The organism is Arthrobacter sp. FW306-07-I (assembly GCF_021800405.1).
GTDB lineage: Bacteria > Actinomycetota > Actinomycetes > Actinomycetales > Micrococcaceae > Arthrobacter.
The window spans coordinates 2222313-2243523 of the sequence record NZ_CP084550.1 but is presented as its reverse complement, the minus strand read 5'-3'; the positions used below and the strand labels follow the sequence as shown (position 1 = coordinate 2243523).

At 65.9% G+C, this 21211-nt stretch carries 20 protein-coding genes; 12 read left to right on the top strand and 8 right to left on the bottom strand.

From position 1 onward, the window contains the following. The first annotated feature begins 177 nt into the window (after positions 1–177). The 4 genes from LFT46_RS10325 (at position 178) to LFT46_RS10310 (ending at position 4109) form a co-directional block, all read left to right on the top strand. Positions 178–1773 (top strand): phospholipase D family protein, encoded by a 1596-nt coding sequence (locus LFT46_RS10325; RefSeq protein ID WP_236822024.1) that lies wholly within the window; start codon positions 178–180, stop codon positions 1771–1773. A 95-nt stretch (positions 1774–1868) separates the two neighbouring features. Then, entirely contained in the window at positions 1869–2042 is a 174-nt protein-coding gene (locus LFT46_RS10320) for a CsbD family protein (protein ID WP_142133841.1), read from the top strand. Positions 2043–2190: 148 nt separating this feature from the next. After that, on the top strand, positions 2191–3027 hold the full coding sequence (locus LFT46_RS10315) for a formate/nitrite transporter family protein (protein WP_236802740.1): 837 nt from the start codon (positions 2191–2193) through the stop codon (positions 3025–3027). 56 nt (positions 3028–3083) lie between these two features. Then, positions 3084–4109 carry an NADPH:quinone reductase gene (locus tag LFT46_RS10310; RefSeq protein ID WP_236802737.1) on the top strand — a complete coding sequence of 342 codons (1026 nt, stop codon included), beginning with the start codon at positions 3084–3086 and terminating at the stop codon, positions 4107–4109. 15 nt (positions 4110–4124) lie between these two features. Here LFT46_RS10310 and LFT46_RS10305 read toward each other — a convergent pair whose 3' ends face one another. The 4 genes from LFT46_RS10305 to LFT46_RS10290 form a co-directional block, all read right to left on the bottom strand. After that, complete coding sequence (locus tag LFT46_RS10305; RefSeq protein ID WP_236802735.1) at positions 4125–4316, bottom strand: three-helix bundle dimerization domain-containing protein; 192 nt, start codon at positions 4314–4316, stop codon at positions 4125–4127. Between the two features lie 198 nt (positions 4317–4514). Then, positions 4515–4745 carry a hypothetical protein gene (locus LFT46_RS10300; protein ID WP_236802733.1) on the bottom strand — a complete coding sequence of 77 codons (231 nt, stop codon included), beginning with the start codon at positions 4743–4745 and terminating at the stop codon, positions 4515–4517. A 74-nt stretch (positions 4746–4819) separates the two neighbouring features. Next, entirely contained in the window at positions 4820–5791 is a 972-nt protein-coding gene (locus LFT46_RS10295) for a glycosyltransferase family 9 protein (protein WP_236802731.1), read from the bottom strand. Beyond that, a complete protein-coding gene (locus LFT46_RS10290) occupies positions 5788–6930 on the bottom strand; it encodes a glycosyltransferase family 9 protein (RefSeq protein ID WP_236819463.1) in 1143 nt (380 codons plus the stop codon). The genes LFT46_RS10295 and LFT46_RS10290 overlap by 4 nt, the downstream gene beginning before the upstream one ends. Positions 6931–7136: 206 nt before the next feature. Here LFT46_RS10290 and LFT46_RS10285 point away from each other — a divergent pair, with 206 nt between their 5' ends. The 5 genes from LFT46_RS10285 (at position 7137) to LFT46_RS10265 (ending at position 11781) form a co-directional block, all read left to right on the top strand. Next, positions 7137–7439: a DUF4193 domain-containing protein gene (locus LFT46_RS10285; RefSeq protein WP_018761323.1), complete on the top strand. Its 303-nt coding sequence runs from the start codon at positions 7137–7139 to the stop codon at positions 7437–7439. A 183-nt stretch (positions 7440–7622) separates the two neighbouring features. Next, positions 7623–8363: a M50 family metallopeptidase gene (locus tag LFT46_RS10280; protein ID WP_236802727.1), complete on the top strand. Its 741-nt coding sequence runs from the start codon at positions 7623–7625 to the stop codon at positions 8361–8363. Positions 8364–8392: 29 nt separating this feature from the next. Next, the gene (locus tag LFT46_RS10275) at positions 8393–9475 is read left to right on the top strand and encodes a glutathione S-transferase family protein (protein ID WP_236802725.1); all 1083 of its coding nucleotides are present in this window, start codon (positions 8393–8395) and stop codon (positions 9473–9475) included. 50 nt (positions 9476–9525) lie between these two features. Further along, positions 9526–10635, top strand: coding sequence for a serine hydrolase domain-containing protein (locus LFT46_RS10270; protein WP_236802723.1), 1110 nt, complete (start codon positions 9526–9528; stop codon positions 10633–10635). Positions 10636–10728: 93 nt separating this feature from the next. Then, positions 10729–11781, top strand: coding sequence for an FUSC family protein (locus tag LFT46_RS10265; RefSeq protein WP_236802858.1), 1053 nt, complete (start codon positions 10729–10731; stop codon positions 11779–11781). Between the two features lie 22 nt (positions 11782–11803). On the opposite strand, the gene LFT46_RS10260 is transcribed toward LFT46_RS10265, so the two are convergent. Genes LFT46_RS10260 through LFT46_RS10250 form a run of 3 tightly spaced genes read right to left on the bottom strand, consistent with a single transcriptional unit; the run spans position 11804 to position 15416 of the window. Further along, a complete protein-coding gene (locus LFT46_RS10260; protein WP_236802721.1) occupies positions 11804–12715 on the bottom strand; it encodes a MaoC family dehydratase in 912 nt (303 codons plus the stop codon). Continuing rightward, positions 12712–14052, bottom strand: a complete 1341-nt coding sequence (locus LFT46_RS10255) for a 3-oxoacyl-ACP reductase (RefSeq protein WP_236802719.1) — start codon at positions 14050–14052, stop codon at positions 12712–12714. The genes LFT46_RS10260 and LFT46_RS10255 overlap by 4 nt, the downstream gene beginning before the upstream one ends. An 8-nt stretch (positions 14053–14060) precedes the next feature. Further along, positions 14061–15416 carry an acetyl-CoA C-acetyltransferase gene (locus tag LFT46_RS10250; RefSeq protein ID WP_236802717.1) on the bottom strand — a complete coding sequence of 452 codons (1356 nt, stop codon included), beginning with the start codon at positions 15414–15416 and terminating at the stop codon, positions 14061–14063. A gap of 19 nt (positions 15417–15435) precedes the next feature. Here LFT46_RS10250 and LFT46_RS10245 point away from each other — a divergent pair, with 19 nt between their 5' ends. Both LFT46_RS10245 and LFT46_RS10240 read left to right on the top strand, forming a co-directional pair. Next, positions 15436–16206, top strand: coding sequence for a TetR/AcrR family transcriptional regulator (locus tag LFT46_RS10245; protein ID WP_373462206.1), 771 nt, complete (start codon positions 15436–15438; stop codon positions 16204–16206). Position 16207: 1 nt separating this feature from the next. After that, the gene (locus LFT46_RS10240; RefSeq protein ID WP_236802713.1) at positions 16208–18322 is read left to right on the top strand and encodes an acyl-CoA dehydrogenase family protein; all 2115 of its coding nucleotides are present in this window, start codon (positions 16208–16210) and stop codon (positions 18320–18322) included. A 103-nt stretch (positions 18323–18425) separates the two neighbouring features. Here the strand turns inward: LFT46_RS10240 and glgA are convergent, their stop codons facing one another. Then, positions 18426–19631: a glycogen synthase gene (gene glgA, locus LFT46_RS10235; RefSeq protein ID WP_236802712.1), complete on the bottom strand. Its 1206-nt coding sequence runs from the start codon at positions 19629–19631 to the stop codon at positions 18426–18428. Positions 19632–19733: 102 nt separating this feature from the next. Here glgA and glgC point away from each other — a divergent pair, with 102 nt between their 5' ends. Further along, positions 19734–21143, top strand: a complete 1410-nt coding sequence (glgC, locus tag LFT46_RS10230) for a glucose-1-phosphate adenylyltransferase (RefSeq protein ID WP_236802710.1) — start codon at positions 19734–19736, stop codon at positions 21141–21143. Positions 21144–21211: the final 68 nt, after the last annotated feature.

The window sequence follows — 21211 nt, the reverse complement described above, 5'->3', positions numbered from 1 at the left end:
TCTTTGTTCGGAGGGGAACTGCCATGGCCAAGCCTATTCCGCCGCTCCTGCGCGCGGCGCGGCTACTGGATGTGGGGCCGCTCCTTTCACGGTCACCGATTGCGCAGGTACGTAGGCTAGTTTGGGAACCCAGTCGCCCGGTCCCCCGGGCCCCGAAAGGAGCACCGAGTGGAAAGCATGGTTGGCAAGTGGTTTCTGAATTGGGTTGAGCGCGGCAACCCCGCCTCTGACATCCAGGCGGGTGGTGCGGGAACTCCGGCGTGGTCGGAAGGCAACCTGGTCCGCCCCTTGGTTCACGGAGCAGCCTACTTCGCCAGGCTGCGGGATGAGCTGCGCGGCCTCCAGGCGGGTGACAGGGTTTGGTTCACCGACTGGCGCGGCGATGCCGACGAGCAGATTGCGCCAGACGGAACCACCATCGGCGGGTTGCTCGCCGGGCTGGCCAGATCGGGGGTGGAAGTGCGCGGCCTCGTCTGGAGATCCCACGGCGAGCGCATATCTGCGCCCATCAGCGGCCGCTCCAACGAACATCTCAGCCGGCAGATCAACGACGCCGGCGGGGAGGCCCTGTTGGATCAGCGGGTGCGCCTGTTCGGCTCACATCACCAGAAGCTGATGGTCATCCGCTATCGCGACGACCCCTCCCGCGATGTCGCCTTTGTAGGGGGAATCGACCTTTCGCACAGCCGCCGGGACGACGCCGGCCACGCCGGAGACCCGCAGGCGGTGAAGATGGATTCGCATTACGGCCCGAGGCCCCCATGGCATGACGCCGCCCTCGAACTGCGGGGCCCGGTAGTGGCCGATGTGCTGGCCGTGTTTGCCGAACGGTGGAACGATCCCCACCCGCTTGACCGCCATACGCCGTACCGGATGCTGTTGCAGCGCCTGGCCCGCATGCCCCGGCACCCCAAACCGCTCCCGGAGGCCGCTCCTCCCCCGCCTCCGGCCGGTCCGCATGCCGTTCAGCTGCTCCGCACCTACGGCCTGAAGCACCCGCCCTTCCCGTTCGCACCGAACGGCGAGCGCAGCATCGCGCGGGGTTATGCAAAAGCGTTCGGCCAGGCCCGTTCCCTCATCTACATCGAGGACCAGTATCTGTGGTCCAGCGAAGTGGCACACGGAATAGCAGCCGCACTGGAGCGCAACCAGGAACTGAACGTGATCATCGTGGTGCCCAGGTACCCGGACTCCGACGGGTTCCTCGGTGGTCCGCCCAGGCGCTTGGGGCAATTGCGCGCCATCAGCATGCTCCGCAAGGCCGCGCCGGACCGGGTGGGGGTGTTTGACCTGGAGAACAGCGAGGGGACTCCCGTCTACGTGCACGCCAAGATCTGCATTATCGACGACACCTGGTTCACCTGCGGATCCGACAATTTCAACCGCCGGTCCTGGACCACTGACAGCGAGCTCACCTGCGCCGTGATCGATACCTCCGCCGAAGGCTCACAGGACGGGGGAACACGTACCCCAGGGTCCCGCCCGCTCGCCAGGGAGCTGCGGCAGCAGCTGTGGGCCGAACACCTCGGCCTGGACGAAGACGACACCCAGCTCCAGATGGATGGGGCGCTGCAGTTATGGAACCGCACGGCCGATGCCCTGGACCGCTGGCACAGTACGGGCCGCCGTACGAAACGGCCCGCGGGACAGGTACGCCGCCATGCCCCGGAACCTGTCCCGCCCCTCCATCGCCTTTGGGCCGATCCGGTCTACCGGTTCATTGTCGACCCGGACGGCCGTCCCCGTGGGCTCCGCGGCACCACCCGCTTTTAGCCCCCGACGCCCGTGGACTTGAAAAATAGATCATAAGCATGCTTATGATGTTTCCAGCCGAATGCGAACGGCTGTCAACCACAGGAGGTAACACCATGGGACTGGGCGACAAGATCGAGAACGCTGCCGAAAAGGCCGGCGGTAAGGGCAAGGAAGCGGCGGGTAACGCCACCGGCGACGAGAGCCTGCGGGCCGAAGGCCAGGCGGACCAGGCAAAGGGCGGCCTGAAGCAGGCCGGCGAAAAGGTCAAGGACGCTTTCAAGGACTAAGAAACGGTCTTTTGGAAGGGGCGCACCCAGCGAACGGGGTGCGCCTTTTTCGTGCCCTCCCCCTTTGGCCAGCACACGGATGGGTGGGACCGGCTCCGGCGGGTACTTACCCAGTAGCATTCCAGGCGACCCGGCAGCGGAGAGGCACATGAGCGAAGAACGACGGCGGGAGCTCGGGGAGTCTGACGCCCCAGTTGAGCATGACCTTCAGGAGTCGTTCGAACGGACGGTGGGCCAGGGGGCCGAGCGGCTGCATCGAACCATGCGGAACATCCTTGTGACAGGCGTGTTCGGCGGTTTTGAGGTGGGACTGGGCATCATGGCGTACCTGGCAGTGCTCCATGAAACGGGAAACCATCTGATAGCGGGCCTGGCGTTCAGCATGGGGCTCATCGCCCTCCTGCTGGCCCACAGTGAGCTGTTCACGGAGAACTTCCTGATGCCTGTTGCGGCTGTCGCTGCGAAGGAAGCGAGCTACACCCAACTGGCAAAGCTGTGGGGAGGAACGCTCATTTCCAACCTGCTGGGCGGATGGATCTTCGTGTGGATCGTCATGGTGGCATTCCCCGAATGGTCAACGGTGGTCAGCGAGAGCGCCCACCATTTCGTTGACGCCCCGTTCTCCCTGCAGTCCATTGCCCTGGCCGTCCTGGGTGGAAGCACCATCACCCTCATGAGCAGGATGCAGCAAGGCACGGACAACGATGTGGCGCGCATTGTGGCCACCGTTATCGGCGGGTTCCTCCTGGCTGCGCTACCGCTCTTCCACTCAATCCTCGACTCCCTGCTGATCTTCGCCGCGATCCACTCGGGCGCGGACATCAGCTACGTGCAGTGGCTGGGCTGGTTCGGCTACACGCTGCTGTTCAACGTTCTCGGCGGCATCATCCTGGTAACCCTCCTGCGCCTGGTGCGGACAAAGGAACTTATTCAGAAGCGCCGCACGGAGGCACCCACTGACCCCGACGCCGCCCGCAACCCCTGACCGGCAGCGGTAGCTTGGAACCCGTAAGAATTATGCAACCGGACATGGGAGAAGACATGAAGGCAATCGTGTACGAAGCAACAGGTCCCTCATCTGTGCTCAAGCTGCAGGACAAACCGGTGAGTGATCCGGGTCCGGGCGAGGTCAGGGTCCGTCTGGTGGTGTCCGGAGTGAACCCCACCGACTGGAAGTCACGGTCGGGCAGTGGAAGCAACAAGCTGCCCGACCCCAAGGTTCCCAACCAGGACGGAGCCGGGGTTGTCGACGCACTGGGGTCCGGGGTGGCCGGTTTCAACGTGGGCGACCGTGTGTGGCTTTGGGATGTCGCATGGGCCGGTAACGAAGGTACGGCCCAGGAATACGTCGTGGTGCCTGCCCATAAGGTGGTGGCATTACCGGACGCCGAATCCTTCGATACGGGTGCCTCGCTGGGAATTCCAGCCCTGACAGCACACCGTGCCCTGACTTCGAACGAGGACGGCCCGGATCAGCTCTCCCCCGGAGCCCTGGCAGGCCGGAGTGTGTTGGTCACCGGAGGCGCAGGGGCTGTGGGGCATGCGGCCATCCAGTTGGCCCACTGGGCAGGGGCTTCGGTCATCACTACCGTCAGCGGAGACCGGAAGGCTGAGCTTGCCCGCCGTGCCGGCGCCGACACGGTTATCAACTACCGGTCCGAGGATGTGGTCCACGCCGTTAAGGCAGCAGCACCGGACGGCGTCGACATCATCGTGGACGTGAATGCGCCGGCGAACATCGAGACTGACCTGCAGGTCCTCAAACCCGGCGGCACGGTCTCCATTTATGCAGCCAACCCCGGGGAATCGCTCAATGTTCCCATCCGGGAAAGCATGACCAAGAACGTCCGCTACCAGTTCATCCTCACCTACACGGTCACGGATGAGCAGAAACAGCAGGCAGTGTCGGCAGTTGCCGGGGCCCTGGAAGCGGGTGCGCTGCGGGTGGGCGAAGACCATGGACTGCCCCTGACGCGCTTCACCCTTGAGCAGACGCCGGCGGCACATGATGCCGTGGAACAGGGAACAATCGGAAAGGTGCTCATCGACGTCGCACCTGCGCCTTAATCGCCGGCGCCGGTCTCAGCGCGAGAGGCGGTCCCGGGCGGCGTGTTCAACCAGGACAGGTATGAACGCGCGGACCCTGCCGGTGTCCAGCAGGCTGTGCTCCTGCTGGACCACGTCCTCGATGTGTTCCCTGGGCAGGGCGGGAAACTTCACCGCAAGCCTGTCCACCACGTCCCCCAGCGCCCGCAACTCTTCGCTTACTCCCATCGGGAAAGTGTCAGGGTTTCGGCGGATGCGGTCAAGACTTGACCTTCAACGCTGCGGCAGGCAGGGGCAGGGGCAAGCTGCGGCAGGCACACATTCAGCAGGCCAATGCAGCAAAGCCCACGACGGCGGGCGCCTGCCAGGGCGCGTCGCCCTCCCGCGGGTGCTCCACGCTGATGCACCCGCGGAAGACCGCCGTCGTCAGTGCGGGTGCAGCCTGCGGCTCCGGGGGCGCCGGCCCCGCCCTTGGGGGTGGGAACCGGCAGCCACCGGACGGTACTCAATCCGCCGCTTCTCCGCCCGGATGTCGCGCCGTTCCTGCCGCCGCGCTTTCCGTTCCGGCCGGTCGATGGCGGACAGAATCGTCAGCGTCACGGTGACCCACAGGAACGCTGTCCCCAACACCAAGGCGATTTCCAGCTCAGTGCTCATGCACCAATTTTAGGCCGCAGGGGCCGGACTCCAACCCTGCGGACCCACATCAACGGCGTGCAAATCCACAGTGCCTAGAGAAGCCCCAGGCTCCTTACGGCAGCCATGACATCGGGGACCTGGACGGCCAGCAGGGCAGGATCTGGCTGGGCTGCAAACGTGTCCCCGCGCCGGAGTTCCGCGCGGGTCAGGACCACATGCGGTCCCGGAGGAGGCCCCCAGATTTCCGGCGGGGCCGGCCCGAACAGCACCACGGAGGGCGTCCCGTACGCGGATGCCAGGTGCGCCGCTCCGGTGTCGGCTGAGACAACCAGGCGTGCGGCGGCGATCGTGGCAGCGAACTCACCAAGGCCCAGCACCCCGGCAAGAACGGTGGTGCCCGGGAGTCCTGCGAGGCGGCACACTTCCTCAGCCCTTACCCGTTCCGATGTCCCGCCGGTGAACACGACCTGGTGTCCCGCTTCTGCGAGCGCCGCTGCCACCGCCGCAAAGCGCTCTGCCGGCCACAACCTGCTGCCGTATGCAGCTCCCACATGCAGGACTGTGACGCCTGGGACCGGGCTGGGCATATGCGGCGAATTCAGCTGCACATCCAGCGGATCCGCCTCGATGCCATGCCATTCCACCAGCCGTACCCAGCGTTCGCGCTCGTGCAGCTCCGGCCGCCAGGGCGGACCGTCCCGGTGCGGGCTCCGGTGGCCCACGGTCTGCCGTGCCTTTAGCGCGTCGATCCGCCCCTGGCTCTCCGGACCGCTGCCGTGCAGGTTGACGGCCACATCCACCACGCCCGGTTCCATCGCCAGGGGTTCATCCAGGCCGTGCGTCGGCAGCAGCTCATAGCCGCCCACCAGACCCAGTGCTTCGGATAACCATCCCTGTGCCGCGTAGCGCAGCCGGTGCTCAGGGAAAGCCCGCCGGATGCCTTTGAGTGCCGGCACTGCGACCAGCAGGTCGCCCAGCTTCAAGGCGCGCAGGACCAGAAGTTCCGGTTTCCCATCGGCAGGAATCGTGTCGCCGGACTGCTGGGCGCTTTCGGCGCCGGTCATGCGTCCTGCTTGGCGAACGTCGTGGCGGTGAGGCTGAGGACGTCCTCATACACTTCAGGCACTCCGATTGTGGCCACCACTGAGTCGTCGTGGGCGCAGCGCGGGGCAGTCCAGCCGACCTGGGTGACGTCGATGCCGCAGGTGGGGCAGGTGGTGACCCAGGACGCGTGCACGCGGTGCAGGCTCCTGCCCAGGGCGCCGGCGTTGATCACGTTGCCCGCCCAGAAGATCCCCACCGTGGGTACGCCGAGCGCCTGCGCCAGATGCCGTGGGCCACTGTCGTTCGCCACGACAACATCAGCTTCCGCCAGCAGCGACACCAGTCCCGCCATATCGAGTGCCCCGGCCACGGAGCGGACGCCGGGCGATGCCGCCCGCTCGGCAATCCCCTCTGCCAACTCCTGCTCGCTGCTGTCCCCAACAATGATCACCCGTGACCCGTCAGCCGCGCAGGCGGCCGCGAGTTCGGCGAACTTCTCCGCCGGCCAACGACGGCGGGGGTCGGTGGCACCGGGATGGATCACCACCAGCGGCTGGCCGGCTTCGCTGTTGGCAGCTTCCGTGGCTGCTCCACAATCAGCCGGCGACAGCCGGGCCTCGAGGTCAACGGGGAAGGCACCTGCGAATCCTGCCACCTCCAGGGCCCGCAGTGGTTCGTTCTGGTAGTAGAGGTAGGGGATGGTGCGTTCCAGGCTGGCGGCGTCGGGTGTCCTGGTGCCCACCGTGTGGCGCGCCCCGAGGCGCAGCAGGAAAGGATTGGAATACCGCCCGCCGCCGTGGACCTGGACGGCGAGGTCGAAGTTCCGGCTGCGCATCTGCGCGAAGAAACGCTCCAGTTCTTCCGCATCTTCTTCCCCGGGCCGGACTCCCTCGGCGAAGGGCAGGACCACCACCTCATCAACGGGGCTCTTCAGTGCCGCCAGCAGCGCCTTGTGGATCGGCGTGCCCAGCAAGGTGATGGTTGCTTCGGGGTAGGCCGCCTTCAGCGCCGCCATGGCGGGGATCGCGAAAATCAAGTCTCCCAAACCGCCCCCGCGCAGGACCACGATCCTGGACACGGCGTCGAATTTCTCCAGCACGGGACCGACACCCACGCCGACTTGTCCCGCACCGCCGAACTCTGCGGTGAGTTGCTCCAAAATCTGCCCCTTCCGTCACGCAGAGGGAACAGCAACCGGCCGTCCCTCCACTGCCCATGCCGCCGCATTCCGGTTCCAAACCCGCGGCCGCTCCTTTGAACCTTTACCCAATCGGCACCGGATCTACGCTCCCTGTTGGGGAATACCGGCTCCATGCTGTACGTTTCATACCCGACAGCCCATCAAAGAAAAGAGAAGCACCCAAAGTGGCAACCGATTACGATGAACTGCGTTCCGACGTCAAGGAATCGCAGGACAACTCACTCGAGCAGCTCCAGTCAGCGAATGCTCCCGACGCCCGCAGCGTTGTGCAGGAGTTGGACGAAGCTGACGGGCTGGACGGCGCCGGGGTCCCGGGTGGCGAATTCGTCGCTGAGGAGCTCGTAGTCCAGGTTATCCCGCAGGCTGAGGACGAGTTCACCTGCTACTCCTGCTTCTTGGTCCGCCACCGGTCCCAGATCGCCCGGCAGAAGGACGGCCACAGCTACTGCACCGAGTGCGAAGGCTAGGGCGACACGCTTCCGCCAGTGGCTAAAATCACCACCCTTGCCCGAAAGGCACGCCGCACCAGGCGTGCCTTTCGGCTTTAAGCACTCACCGCCAAGCATTCACCCAGCCCAGCTTCGTAAGGTTGGGCACACAACGTACGACGCCGGCACGCACCACCCCGGCCCGGCGGCCAGGAGGCAACGGTGGACAGCCCCGCCAGCTTGTGGAGCGCGTTCAGCGCCGCCTTCACCCAAACAAACGTACCCACCGTCACGTGGGTTGAGCTGCTCCTGTCCCTGGCGGCCGCCGTCGCCCTGTCCGTCCCGCGCCGCAGCTGGCGCTACTTCGGGCTCCTCGCCACCGCCACGCACGAACTGGGGCACGCGTTTGCCGCCGTGACCTCCGGGCAGCGGCTGGCAGGGATCCGGCTCCGGCTCGACCACTCGGGGACCACCACCACGTACAGCCGGAGCAGGCTGGCGGCCGCGTGGTCGTGTTTTTGGGGCTACCCGGTGCCTGCCATGGTTGGTGCAGCTTTCGTGTGGTGCGGGCTCAGTGGTTGGGGTCCCGCCGCCATGGCCGCCACTGCGCTGGTCCTGGCCACGTCGCTGGTCTTCCTGCGCAACCTGGCCGGATTCGCCATCACCGCATCAGCCATCGCCGGCACCGCCGCATTGGCGTTCCTGGCACCTGGGCCCGTCGTGGGCCACGTTACCGTCGTCCTCGGCATGGCGCTGCTGGTGGCTGGCGTCCGCGACCTGCTCAAGCTCACCAACGTCCACCTCCGCCGCCGGGACCGCCTGGGCAGCTCCGATGCCTACCTCCTGTACCGGGCCACCTCCGTTCCCTCGGGGATCTGGATCGCCTTGTTTTCGCTGATCGTCGCCGGGGCCTGGCTCGTGGCGTGGCAGCCTATCTCGGTGATCCTGCTGAAAGGTCCCTAGATTTCAGGGGCGGCGCATAGGCTGGTGGCATGAGCCAGGAAACGGAAAGCACCCGCACAGCGACCCACGCCACCAACGAGCACAGCACCCGCGGAGCCTATGTGACAGGCGGCGCGGAATTTACCCGCGACACCAACTACATTGAGGACCGCATCACCAGGGACGCCGCGCCCGGCAGCAACGGCGAGCCCGGCTGGCCGGTGGAGGCAGGGCGCTACCGCCTCATTGCCGCCAGGGCATGCCCATGGGCCAACCGCACCGTAATTGTCCGCAGGCTGCTGGGGCTGGAAGAGGCAATCTCGCTGGGCCAGCCCGGCCCCACCCATGATGCACGTTCCTGGACTTTCGACCTCGATCCCGGCGGCGTGGATCCGGTCCTGGGCATCGAGCGGCTCCAGGAGGCCTACTTCAAACGCTTCCCCGGCTACCCCCGCGGCATCACGGTCCCTGCCATCGTGGACGTGCGCAGCGGCGAAGTGGTGACCAACAACTTCCCCCAGATCACCCTGGACTTTTCGACGGAGTGGACGGAGTTCCACCGACCGGGTGCGCCGCAACTCTATCCGGAGCACCTCCGCGACGAGATCGACCAGGTGAACAAGCGGGTCTTTACCGAAGTCAACAACGGCGTCTACCGCTGCGGCTTCGCCGGCTCGCAGGAAGCCTATGACGCAGCATACGAACGCTTGTGGACCGCCATGGACTGGCTGGAGGACCGCCTCTCGCGGCAGCGCTACCTGGTTGGCGACACCATCACCGAGGCGGATGTGCGGCTGTTCACCACACTGGCAAGGTTCGATCCCGTGTACCACGGGCACTTCAAGTGCAACCGGCAGAAATTGAGCGAGATGCCCAACCTGTGGGGCTACGCCAGGGACCTGTTCCAGACGCCGGGCTTCGGCGACACCATCGACTTCGTGCAGATCAAGCGGCACTACTACATCGTCCATGAGGACATCAACCCCACCGGAATTGTTCCCGCCGGCCCCGCGTTGGGCGGATGGCTGGAAGAGCACGGCCGCGAATCCCTGGGCGGCCGGCCCTTCGGCGACGGTACCCCTCCGGGGCCGGTCCGGCCGGGTGAGGAAGTGGCACCGGGACACGGAGCCTAAAGCGGGCCAAACCCGGCGCGAGAAATCGCTTTCCTCCTACACTGAAAGGCATGCAGACTTCTCTTGGTTTTGTGGCGCCGGGGTACGAAAACGTGCTGGGCCTGTTCAAGTCCCTTCTCGCAGAGGACCCCCGTTACAGCGCGCAAGTCGCTGCCTACCAGCACGGGGTGCCGGTGGTGCACTTGGCGGGTGGGCCGGACATGGACGCCGAAACCCTGACCGGCGCATATTCCTGCTCGAAAGGCGTTGCCGCAATGGTCATCGCTCTGCTCGTGCAGGACGGCGTCCTTGAGCTGGACAAGACAGTGGCCCACTACTGGCCCGAGTTCGCAGTGCATGGAAAAGACCGGCTGCTGGTGCGGGAGGCGCTGTCGCACCAGGCCGGTCTTTTGGGCGTTGAGGGCGGCTTCGGGCTGGACGAGTTCACAACAGCCCGCGCCGCCGCCCGGCTGGCCGCTGCCGCCCCCGCATGGGAACCCGGCCGGCAGTTCGGCTACCACGCACTCACCATTGGCATCCTGATGGAGGAACTGTGCCGCCGCACCACGGGTGAGGCACTGCAGGACCTTTATGACCGGAGGATCCGCAAACCGCAGGAGGTGGAGTTCTTCCTCGGCCTTCCGGAGGACCTGGAACCGCGGTACCGGGATGTCCTCTACGAAGATGTTGCGAACCAGCCGTGGGTGGACCCCCTCAGCCTCGAAGGCCTCAACAGCAATGCACCCCTCAGCACCATCATGGAGCTGCCGAACATCCGGTCCGTGCGGGCCGCCGGTATGTCCGCGGCGGGCGGTGTGGGATCAGCAGACGGCCTCGCCCGGCTGTACGCGGCGGCGACCACCGGCGTCGACGGCGATGAGCCGTTCCTCACAGGTGGGACTGTCGCGGCAATGACACGGGAGCAGGTGTGGGGGCTGGACCGGTCCTCCGGACTGGACAATGCTTTCGCCGTCGTCTTCATGAAACCGCACCCCTCGCGGAACTTCGGAAGTTACCGTGCCTTCGGGCATGAGGGGGCCAATGCGGCCCTTGGATTTGCCGACCCCTCCTACGGCATGAGCTTCGGTTACATTCCCCGGCGGCAGGAAGAAGGGCGCACGCCGGGCCGGGCCCACCGCCTCGCCGCAGAGGTGCGGCGGTCAGCGGCCGGCTTGTCCTGAGGGTGCCCCGGGCCTACTGTGGTCCGGATGGGCAATACTCAGGCACGGCCGGATGCACGGTGGGCTCGGGGGACCCAACTACTCAAGCAATCGGTGGCGGGACTCTCTGCCGCCTTCGCAGCACAGCGGCTTCAGCTGGCTGCCAAAGCGGCTCTCGCCGCGGGGCTGGCTTTCGCCATCGCTCCCCACATGCCGGGCGCGGCGTCGCACTACGCCTACTACGCGCCGCTGGGTGCACTGGTGGCGATGTACCACAATGTCGCCGGGTCGGTGAAGCAAGGGGCGCAGGCTTTGGCGGGGCTTGCGATGGGGATTGGCCTCGCTTTCGTCCTGGTGAGCATCAGCGAGCCCTCACCCCTGACAGTCGCCCTTTTCATGGGGGTGGGAGTGCTGTTGGGCGGGTTGCCGGGCATCGGCTCAGGCAGCGATTGGATTCCGACGGCGGCACTCCTGGTGCTGCTGGTGGGCGGCAGCAATGCCGATGACTTTTCCTACGGTTACCTGGTGCAGATGGCTGCCGGCGTGGCGGTGGGCATCGCGGTAAATTTTCTGATCTTCCCGCCGCTGCACTTCAACGCGGCCGCCTCCAGCCTTGCAGACCTGCGGCTCGCACTGGGACGGCAACTGACCGACATGGGCGCGGCCCTGAAGGAAAAATGGCCGCCTGAGCATGAGGACTGGTCGCGCAGGTCGGACGAACTGGCCGAGGCGGCCAGGTCGGTGCGGCACCTGGTCAAGGAAGCCGACGCAAGCCGCCGGGCGAATCCGCGCCGGAAACTGCACCCGCGCGACATGGACCAGGATTACCGCGACCTGCAGGACCTGGAGCGCGTTACGTTCCACATCCAGGACATGACCGATGTGCTTTCCGATGTGATCTGGGAAGACGACGTACCCTACGCCATCCCGTTGCAGGACAACGAACCGCTGGCAGACGCCGTCACCGCAACCGGAGAGCTGCTGTCGGTCGATTCCAGCGGCGACACCGGGTCCCGGAAGGACGCGTATGCAACCGCCAAAGCGGCGGTGGAGGCCTGTATGGCCGCCACCGCCGGAAGGCCTGCGGCGCAGGGAACGGTCCCTGCCTCCGAGTCGGTCCTGCTCAGCCTTCACCGGATCCTGCGGGCGGTGCGGCCGAAGGACTAAGCCCCGAATCCGGCGCCAGGAGCTACAGCGCTGAAACAGTGCCGGTGAAGTGGCGCCGCCCGGAGCGCGGACTCCACGCAACAAAGTTGGAGTGCTTCCACGCCCCTGAACCGCTTTGTTCGGTTTCGATCTCCAGAGCCACCCGGGACGGCAGGAAGACCGGCGCTTCGAAGTCCACGTCCCAGATGAAGGAATCGCCCCGGGCGGGTCCCACATCTGCAAGGGCCCGCGAGGCCAGGTACATGCCGTGCGCGATTGAACGGCGCAGCCCCAGCGCTTTGGCCGAGAGCACACTCAGGTGTATGGGGTTGAAGTCCCCCGATACGGCGGCATAGGCACGTCCGGCATCCACTCCCAGCTGCCACAGGGCTGTTGGGTCAGGTGCGGTGAAGTCTGACTTTGCCGGGATGGCAGTGGGTTTGTCGATCCCGGGCAGGAACACGCCCTTGGCCAGGTAGGTGGACACCCCGCGCCAGTGCACCTCCCCAGAGCCGGCAGTCCGGACCTCCGCCACAACGTCCACCTGGGTGCCTGCACGGTGTCCGCGCAGATTTTCCACCCTGGCGGTCATGTCCAGAAGGTCGGTGAAGACCAATGGCGACCTCTGCTCCACGCTGTTGCGCAAATGGATCATGCCCAGCAGGGGCAGCGGAAAGTCGTCCCGGTTCATGACGCTCATGGCCAGGGGAAATGCGATGGCGTGGATGAAACCGGCCGGCAGGACGTCACTGGCCGTCTCACCGATCAGGTGCTGGTAGGCGGTGAGGTTTTCAACGTTGACAGCCACGCCCCTGACTTCATGGCTTTCAGCCGGAAGGACTGACGTGTCGTGGTTTCCCAGCAGCCTGCGGCGTGCTGCCATCGCGGCCGCATTGACGTAGAGCTTGGACAGGGAGGGCATTTCGGCCAGGATTACTGGTTGCTGGACTGTCATGCCCCCACCAGGTTCTGCCCGCACACCCGCAGCACCTCCCCGTTGATGCCGCCCGCGGCGTCGCTGGCCAGGAAAGCGATGGTTTCCGCAACGTCGGAGGGAAGGCCTCCCTGCTGGAGCGAATTGAGCCGCCGTGCCACCTCGCGCACGGCAAGGGGGATCCGGGCCGTCATCTCGGTTTCGATGAAACCGGGCGCCACCGCGTTGATGGTGCCGCCGAGGGACGCGAACAGCGGGGCGCTGGCCCGGACCATTCCCATCACTCCCCCCTTGGATGCGGCGTAGTTGGTCTGTCCCCTGTTACCGGCGATGCCGCTGGTGGAGGCAACTGACACGATACGCGGCGCAGGCCCCAAATGCCCGGATTGCAGCAGTGCCTCGTTGATCCGGAGCTGGGCCGCAATGTTGATGTTGATGACACTGTTCCACCGTGCCTGGTCCATGTTGGCCAGCAGCTTATCCCGGGTGATACCCGCGTTATGCACCACGATGTCCAGCCGACCGTGCCGCTGGACGGCATGGCCGATAATCCGTTGTCCCGCGTCCTCGCCGGTGATGTCCAGCTGCAGGGCAGTGCCCCGCACCTCGTTGGCTACGGACGCCAGCTGGTCCCCGGCCGCCGGGATGTCCACCAGGATCAGTGTGGCTCCATCGCGGTGCAGGGTCCGGGCAATCTGGGCTCCGATGCCGCGGGCGGCGCCGGTGACGACGGCAACTTTTCCTTCCAGCGGCCGTTGGGGGTCAGCGGGAAGCCCGCCGTCCTCAGTTGAAACCTTCAGGAACTGGCCGTCCACGAACGCGGACCGGGCGGAAAGGAAGAACCTGATGGCACCGAGGGTGCTGGGACTGATGGATGTGGTGCCGTCTGCCAGGAGTACGCCGTTACCCGTTGCCCCTGCCCGCAGTTCCTTGGCAAGGGAACGCAGGAAGCCATCCACCCCCTGCCGTGCCGCAGCGGTTTCGGGTGAGGTCGCCTCCGCTGCGGGACGCGACAACGTGATGATCCGGCCACCTGGCCGCAGGTCCCGGAGCGAGCCGGCCGCGGCCAGTACGGGCTTTTCCAGCTCTGCCGGGTGCTCCACCTCGTCGAGGACCAGGATGATGGCGCCGAGTTTTTCGGCCGGGACAGCGTGCCGCCTGACGTCAAGGTCCCAGGACAGCAGTTCCGCGGCCAGTTTGTCTGCCCCTGCAGTATCCCCCACGACGACGACGGGTCCCGTCACCAGCGGCTGGCCCGGCTCGTAGCGGCGCAGGACAGCGGGCTGCGGAAGGCCGAGCTTCTTTGCCAGGTTGCGGCCCAGGCCGCTGTTGACCAGTTGCGTGTATTTGTCTGCCATGCCGCCCCCTACAGAGATTCCAGGATCGCGACGACGCCCTGGCCGCCGGCTGCGCAAACGGACACCAGGCCGCGGGCAGGACGGCCGGTGGAAGCCGCCTTGGCGTGCAGCATCTTGGCCAGGGTGGCGACGATGCGGCCGCCGGTTGCGGCGAACGGGTGGCCCGCCGCCAGCGAAGACCCGTTGACGTTGAGGCGCGATCGGTCAATGCTGCCGAACGCACCTTCCAGGCCCAGGCGGGTGCGGCCGAACTCCTCGTCCTCCCATGCAGCCAGTGTGCTGAGGACAGTGGCGGCAAAGGCTTCGTGAATCTCGAAGTAGTCAAAGTCAGCAAGCGTCAGGTTTTGCCGGGCCAGGAGCCGTGGCACAGCGAACACGGGCGCCATCAGCAACCCGTCCTTGCCGTGCACAAAATCCACCGCAGCAGCCTCGGCGTCAACCACGGCGGCCAGCTTGGGCAGGTCCCGGGCGTCTGCCCATTCGTCGGAAGCCAGCAACACCGTGGAGGCCCCGTCCGTCAGCGGCGTGGAGTTGCCTGCGGTCATGGTGGCATCTGCACCGAGGTTGCGGCCAAAGACCGGCTTCAGGGAAGCGAGCTTTTCCTTTGAGGTATCGGCGCGGAGGTTCGCGTCGCGCGTCAGCCCGCGGTACGGGGTCAGCAGGTCATCAAAGAAGCCTGAATCGTAGGCGGCGGCCAGGTTGTGGTGGCTGTTCAAGGCCAGCTCGTCCTGGGCTTCGCGGGAGATTTTCCACTGTGCGGTGGTGAGGGCCTGGTGCTCGCCCATGGTCAGGCCGGTACGCGGCTCTCCCGTACCGGGGGCCAGCGGCGCCAAGTCCTTGGGTCGCAGCCGGCTCAGGATCTGCAGCCGCTGGGGAAGTGTCTTGGCGCGGTGCAGGTCCAGGATTACCTCGCGAAGACCTTCGCTGACAACCACCGGTGCGTCGGATGCCGAATCAACGCCGCCGGCGATGGCCGAGTCGATTTGACCCAGCTTGATCTTGTTCGACAGCCCCACAACCGTTTCAAGGCCTGTGGCACATGCCTGCTGGAGGTCGTAGACGGGAGTTTCGGCCGAGAGTGCCGTGCCGAGTACGGCTTCCCTGGTGAGGTTGAAATCTTTGGAATGCTTGAGCACCGCGCCCGCTGCCACCTGGCCGATCCGCTCGTCCTGAAGTCCGAAGCGTGCGATCAGGCCGTCCAGGGCAGCGGTCAGCATGTCCTGGTTGGAAGACTTTGCATAGGCGCCGCCGGCGCGGGCGAACGGAATCCTGTTTCCGCCGACGACCACCGCCCTGCGGGTTGGCGGGACGGCGGCTGAGGCTGATCCATCAGGCGCGGGGGTGGACTGTCCGTCTATGGACATGGAAGGCTCCTCGGGTCACATGCGGTTACCGATACCCAGCGTACCTGATACGCTGGGTATCGTGAACTTTCAGGACACAAACATCTCTCCTTCCATCGGGCTTCAACAACCCGCAAGCCCGGACGGGCGTTCCTCGCGCTGGCAAAGCCACCGCGAGGAACGCCGCACAGAGCTGATCAAGCAGGCCCGCCGGGCAGTGCATGCACTGGGCAGCGACGCCTCGATGGAGGACATCGCAACTGCCGCCGGGACCTCCAAATCGGTCTTCTACCGCTACTTTGGGGACAAAGCCGGGCTGCAGCAGGCTGTGGGAGAAGTGGTCCTCAGCCAGATGCAGCACCGCATCCAGGAAGCTGCGCAAAGTGCCGTCACACCCCGGGAAGGGCTGCTGGCGATGGTATCGGCCTACCTGCAAATGGCGGACACCAGCCCCAACGTCTACGCGTTTGTCACAAGCTATGCGCCGGCTGACCAGCCCGGCCCTGCCCATCCTGCAGCCGCAGGCGGCCCGCTGGGACACTTCTTCGACGCCATCGCGGACATGATCGCCAAACCGATGCGCTCGCACCTGGGCGACGTCGGAGAAGCCGTCATCGGCTACTGGCCCAAGGCGGCCATCGGCCTGGTGCGGAATGCCGGCGAACAGTGGCTCAGCACCCCCGAGTCCCCTGCCAAGCCAACCCAAGAGAGCATGGCGCGCCAGATCACGGCGTGGCTGTGCGTTGGCATAGCCCCTGAGCTCACCCCTGCTTCACCAACCACCAAGTTATCCGCCAAAGAAGGACTGTGACATGACTGATGTAGTGGAACGCCAAGCCGGCAAGGGCCTCCGCCCCGCGGCAACGCCTGCCGCCACTCCGGACAAAAGTTCCGAACCCGCCGTCGACGTCGAGGCATTGGGCAGGCAGCTCCTGGGAAAGTGGGCCGATGTCCGCCGCCAGGCGCGGGACCTGGCAGCCAGGCCGGAACTGCACAAAGTGGAGGGCCTGACCCACACGGACCACCGTGAACGCGTCTTCGGCCAGCTCAAATACCTCGTGGACAATGAGGCCGTGCACCGCGCCTTCCCATCTGACCTGGGCGGCTCGGACGACCACGGCGGAAACATCGCAGGTTTTGAGGAACTGGTGGTGGCCGACCCCTCGCTCCAGATCAAGGCCGGCGTCCAGTGGGGACTCTTCGGTTCCGCGGTGATGCACTTGGGCACGGCTGAACACCACGCGAAGTGGCTGCCGGGAATCATGAGCCTCGAGATCCCCGGCTGCTTCGCCATGACCGAGACCGGCCACGGCTCAGATGTGGCCAGCATCGCCACCACCGCCACCTACGATCCCGACACCGAAGAATTCGTCATCCATACCCCCTTCCGGGCGGCCTGGAAGGACTACATCGGCAACGCCGCCACTGACGGGCTGGGCGCCGTGGTCTTCGCCCAGCTGGTCACCCGCGGCGTGAACCATGGAGTCCACGCCTTCTACGTGGACCTGCGGGACCCCCGGACCAAGGAGTTCCTGCCCGGCATTGGCGGCGAGGACGACGGCATCAAGGGTGGCCTCAACGGCATCGACAACGGCCGCCTGCACTTCACCAACGTCCGCATCCCCAGGACCAACCTCCTGAACCGGTATGGCAACGTTGACGTGGACGGAAACTACACCTCGCCCATCGCCAGCCCCGGCCGGCGCTTCTTCACCATGCTGGGCACCCTGGTCCAGGGTCGGGTATCACTGGACGGTGCCGCCGTCGCCGCCTCCAAGGTGGCTTTGAAGGCGGCCATCCAGTACGCCACCGAGCGCCGCCAGTTCAATGCCTCCTCCCACACCGAGGAGGAAGTCCTCCTTGACTACCAGCGCCACCAGCGGCGGTTGTTCACCCGGCTGGCCACCACCTACGCGGCCGCCTTCGCCCACGAACAGCTGCTGGAGAAGTTCGACGACGTCTTCTCCGGTGCCCACGATACCGACGCGGACCGCCAGGATCTGGAAACCCTGGCTGCAGCGCTGAAGCCGCTGAGCACCTGGCACGCCCTGGACACCCTGCAGGAATGCCGGGAGGCCTGCGGCGGCGCCGGGTTCCTGATCGAAAACCGCTTCGCCTCGCTGCGTGCGGACCTGGACGTGTACGCCACGTTCGAGGGCGACAACACCGTTTTGCTTCAGCTGGTGGCCAAGCGCCTGCTGGCTGATTACGCCAAGGAATTCCGCAACGTCGACTTCGGCGTCCTGGCCCGCTACGTGGTGAACCAGGCAGCCGGCGTCGCAGTCCACCGTACCGGCCTGCGCCAGGTGGCCCAGTTCATGGCGGACACCGGATCGGTCCAGAAGGCCGCGATCGCGTTGCGGGACGAGGAAAGCCAGCGTGCGCTCCTCACGGACCGGGTGCAGACCATGGTGGCTGAGGCAGGAGCTGCCCTTAAAGGCAGCAAGCGCCTGCCGCAGGACAAGGGCGCCGCCCTGTTCAACCGGCACCAGAACGAACTCATCGACGCCGCCCAGGCACACGCCGAACTGCTGCAGTGGGAGGCCTTCACGGAGGCCCTCCATCAGGTGTCGGACCCGGGAACCAGGAAAGTGCTGACCTGGCTGCGTGACCTATTCGGCCTGTCGCTGATCGAAAAGAACCTGTCCTGGTACCTGATGAACGGCCGCCTTTCCATGCAGCGGGCCCGCACGGTGGGCGGCTACATCAACCGGCTGCTGGAGAAGATCCGTCCGCACGCGCTGGACCTCGTGGATGCCTTTGGATACGGCGAGGACCACGTCCGTGCAGCCATTGCCACCGGTGCCGAAAAGACGCGCCAGGACCAAGCCCGGGCACATTTCCGGAACCAGCGTGCCAGCGGCCAATCCCCGGTGGATGAGAAGGTGCTTATCGCCCGGACCGCTGCCGGAGCCCGGAAGGGCTGACCTGCCGGGAGCGCCCAAGGCACTCCATGCGATGCCGGGAAATTACGACGGCGCCGCTCCCCTATCAAGGGGAGCGGCGCCGTCGTTATTTGTACTTGGACGATCAGCCGGCGGCCGGCAGTACAGAGCGGTACACCTCAAGGGTGGTCTCGGTGATGGACTCCCAGGAGAAGTGCTTTTCGGCGCGTTCCCGGCCGGCGCGTCCCATGGCGCGGGCGCGGTCGGGATCGGACACCACTTCTGTGAGGGCCGCAGCAAACTCCTTGACGAACTTCTCCGGATCCAGGGGCGTGCCCGTGCCGTCCGTCACCTGCTCCAGGTCGACCAGCAGTCCGGTGCGGCCATGCTCCACGACCTCGGGGATGCCGCCGGTGGCACTGGCCACCACCGCCGCCCCACAGGCCATGGCTTCAAGGTTGACGATGCCCAGCGGCTCGTAGATGGAGGGGCAGGCGAACGCGGTGGCGTGGCTGAGCACCTGGATGAGCTCGTGGCGCGGCAGCATCCGTTCGATCAGTACCACGCCCGTGCGCTGCTTCTGCAGGTCCTCGATCAGGGCCGCGGTCTCTGCTGCGAGTTCCGGGGTGTCGGCCGCGCCGAGGCACAGGACCAGCTGGACGTCGGCCGGTAGCTTCGCCGCCGCCCTCAGGAGGTAGGGGACGCCCTTCTGGCGTGTGTTTCTTCCCACAAAGACGACGCTCGGCTTGGCCGGGTCGATGCCAAGGGCGCGGACGGCGTCGTCGTTTTCGTCACGCTGCCACAGCTCCACGTCGATGCCGTTATGCACCACCCGGACCTTCGCCGGGTCCACGTTGGGGTAACTGCGCAGGATGTCCTGGCGCATGCCTTCGGACACCGCGATGATCGCGGCCGCAGCTTCATACGCTGTCTTCTCCACCCAGGAGGAGAGGGCATAGCCGCCACCGAGCTGCTCAGCCTTCCAGGGCCGCAGCGGCTCGAGGCTGTGAGCGCTGAGGACGTGCGGGATTCCGTGTAGCAGAGACGCCAGATGGCCTGCCATGTTGGCGTACCAGGTGTGCGAATGGACCAGGTCCGCGCCTTGGACGTCCGGCACAATGCGCAGGTCCACACCCAGGGTCTGGACCGCCGCGTTCGCCCCGCCGAGGTCTTCCGGGACCTGGTAGGACGTTACCGTCGCGCCATGATAGTCGGCGTCACGGGGAGCGCCAAAAGCACGAACCTGCAGGTCAACGTGCTTACTAAGCACCCTGCTCAATTCGGCTACATGCACCCCGGCGCCACCGTAGATCTCCGGCGGGAACTCTTTAGTCACAATGTCTATTCGCACAAGACCCAAGGTAGTCGTTCACGGATAACTGTTCTAGTGTGAAGGAGTCCGGGCATACCGGACTGTCTTGGGGAGTTACGAAGGCGTACAGGAGCGACCATCATGCCGTTAACCAAAAAAGTCCTGGCCATTGTCCTCGCAGGCGGCGAGGGAAACAGGCTTATGCCACTGACGGCAGACCGGGCCAAGCCCGCCGTGCCCTTCGCCGGCAGCTACCGCCTCATCGACTTCGCGCTGTCCAACCTGGTGAATTCCCGCTACCTGCAGATCGTGGTGCTGACCCAGTACAAGTCGCACAGCTTGGACCGGCACATTTCAGAGACCTGGCGGATGTCCACCCAGCTCGGCAACTACATCGCTTCTGTCCCGGCGCAGCAGCGCGTGGGCAAGAGCTGGTTCCTGGGCAGTGCCAACGCCATCTACCAGTCCCTGAACCTCATCCATGACGCCAACCCCGACATCGTGGTGGTGGTCGGCGCGGACCACGTGTACCGGATGGACTTCGCCCAGATGGTTGCCCAGCACGTCAACAGCGGTGCCAAGGCCACCGTGGCCGCAGTACGGCAGCCGCTGCACATGGCCAACCAGTTTGGCGTCATCGAAACGGACCAGAACGACCCCCAGAAGATCGCGGCGTTCGTGGAAAAGCCCGCCAGCACCCCCGGTCTTGCCGCGGACCCCTCCCAGTTCCTCGCCTCCATGGGCAACTACGTTTTTGATGCCGACGCCCTGGTGGCCGCGCTGCACGTGGACGCCGAGCGCCTTGACACCAAGCACGACATGGGCGGGGACATCATCCCCTACTTCGTCAACCGCGGCGAGGCAGGTGTCTACGACTTCACGCTCAACGACATCCCCGGCTCCACCGAACGCGACCGCACCTACTGGCGCGACGTAGGCACCATCGACTCCTTCTATGACGCCCACATCGACCTCATCTCCCCGCTGCCGGTCTTCAACCTCTACAACTCCGAGTGGCCCATCTACACCCGCCAGAGCATTTCGCCGCCGGCCAAGTTCGTCCGCGGCAAGAACAACACCGTGGGCACGGCGCTGGACTCCATCGTCGCCAACGGCGTGGTGATTTCCGGCGGCGTGGTGGAAGGATCGGTGCTGTCCAACGACGTCTACGTGGCCACCAGCGGCCGCGTCATCGACTCGGTGCTGATGGACAAGGTGCAGGTGGGCGAAGGGGCCGTCATCAACCGCGCCATCCTGGACAAGAACGTCAAGGTCCCCGCGGGAGCCGCCATTGGACTCGACCCGGACCTTGACCGGGCCCGCGGCTTCAAGGTCACCGAATCCGGCATTACCGTCCTGTCCAAGGGCCAGGAGGTCCCGGAGCCGGGCGAGGAAGAACGGAAGCTCGCGGCGAAGCATGTCGGCGTCCTGCCCAGTGCGATCAGGGCCGCCGCGGAGCAGTACCCCGACATGCGCGAGGCCGCGGACAAGGTTGCCGGCACGCATGCTGCCGCAGCCGCGGAGGCCGCGCCGGCCGGCAGGGTTTCCTGACGCCCGAGTCGCCGCCGCTTTACCCGCAGTAAGCCAGCAGGCCGGGGCACCACCGATGGTGCCCCGGC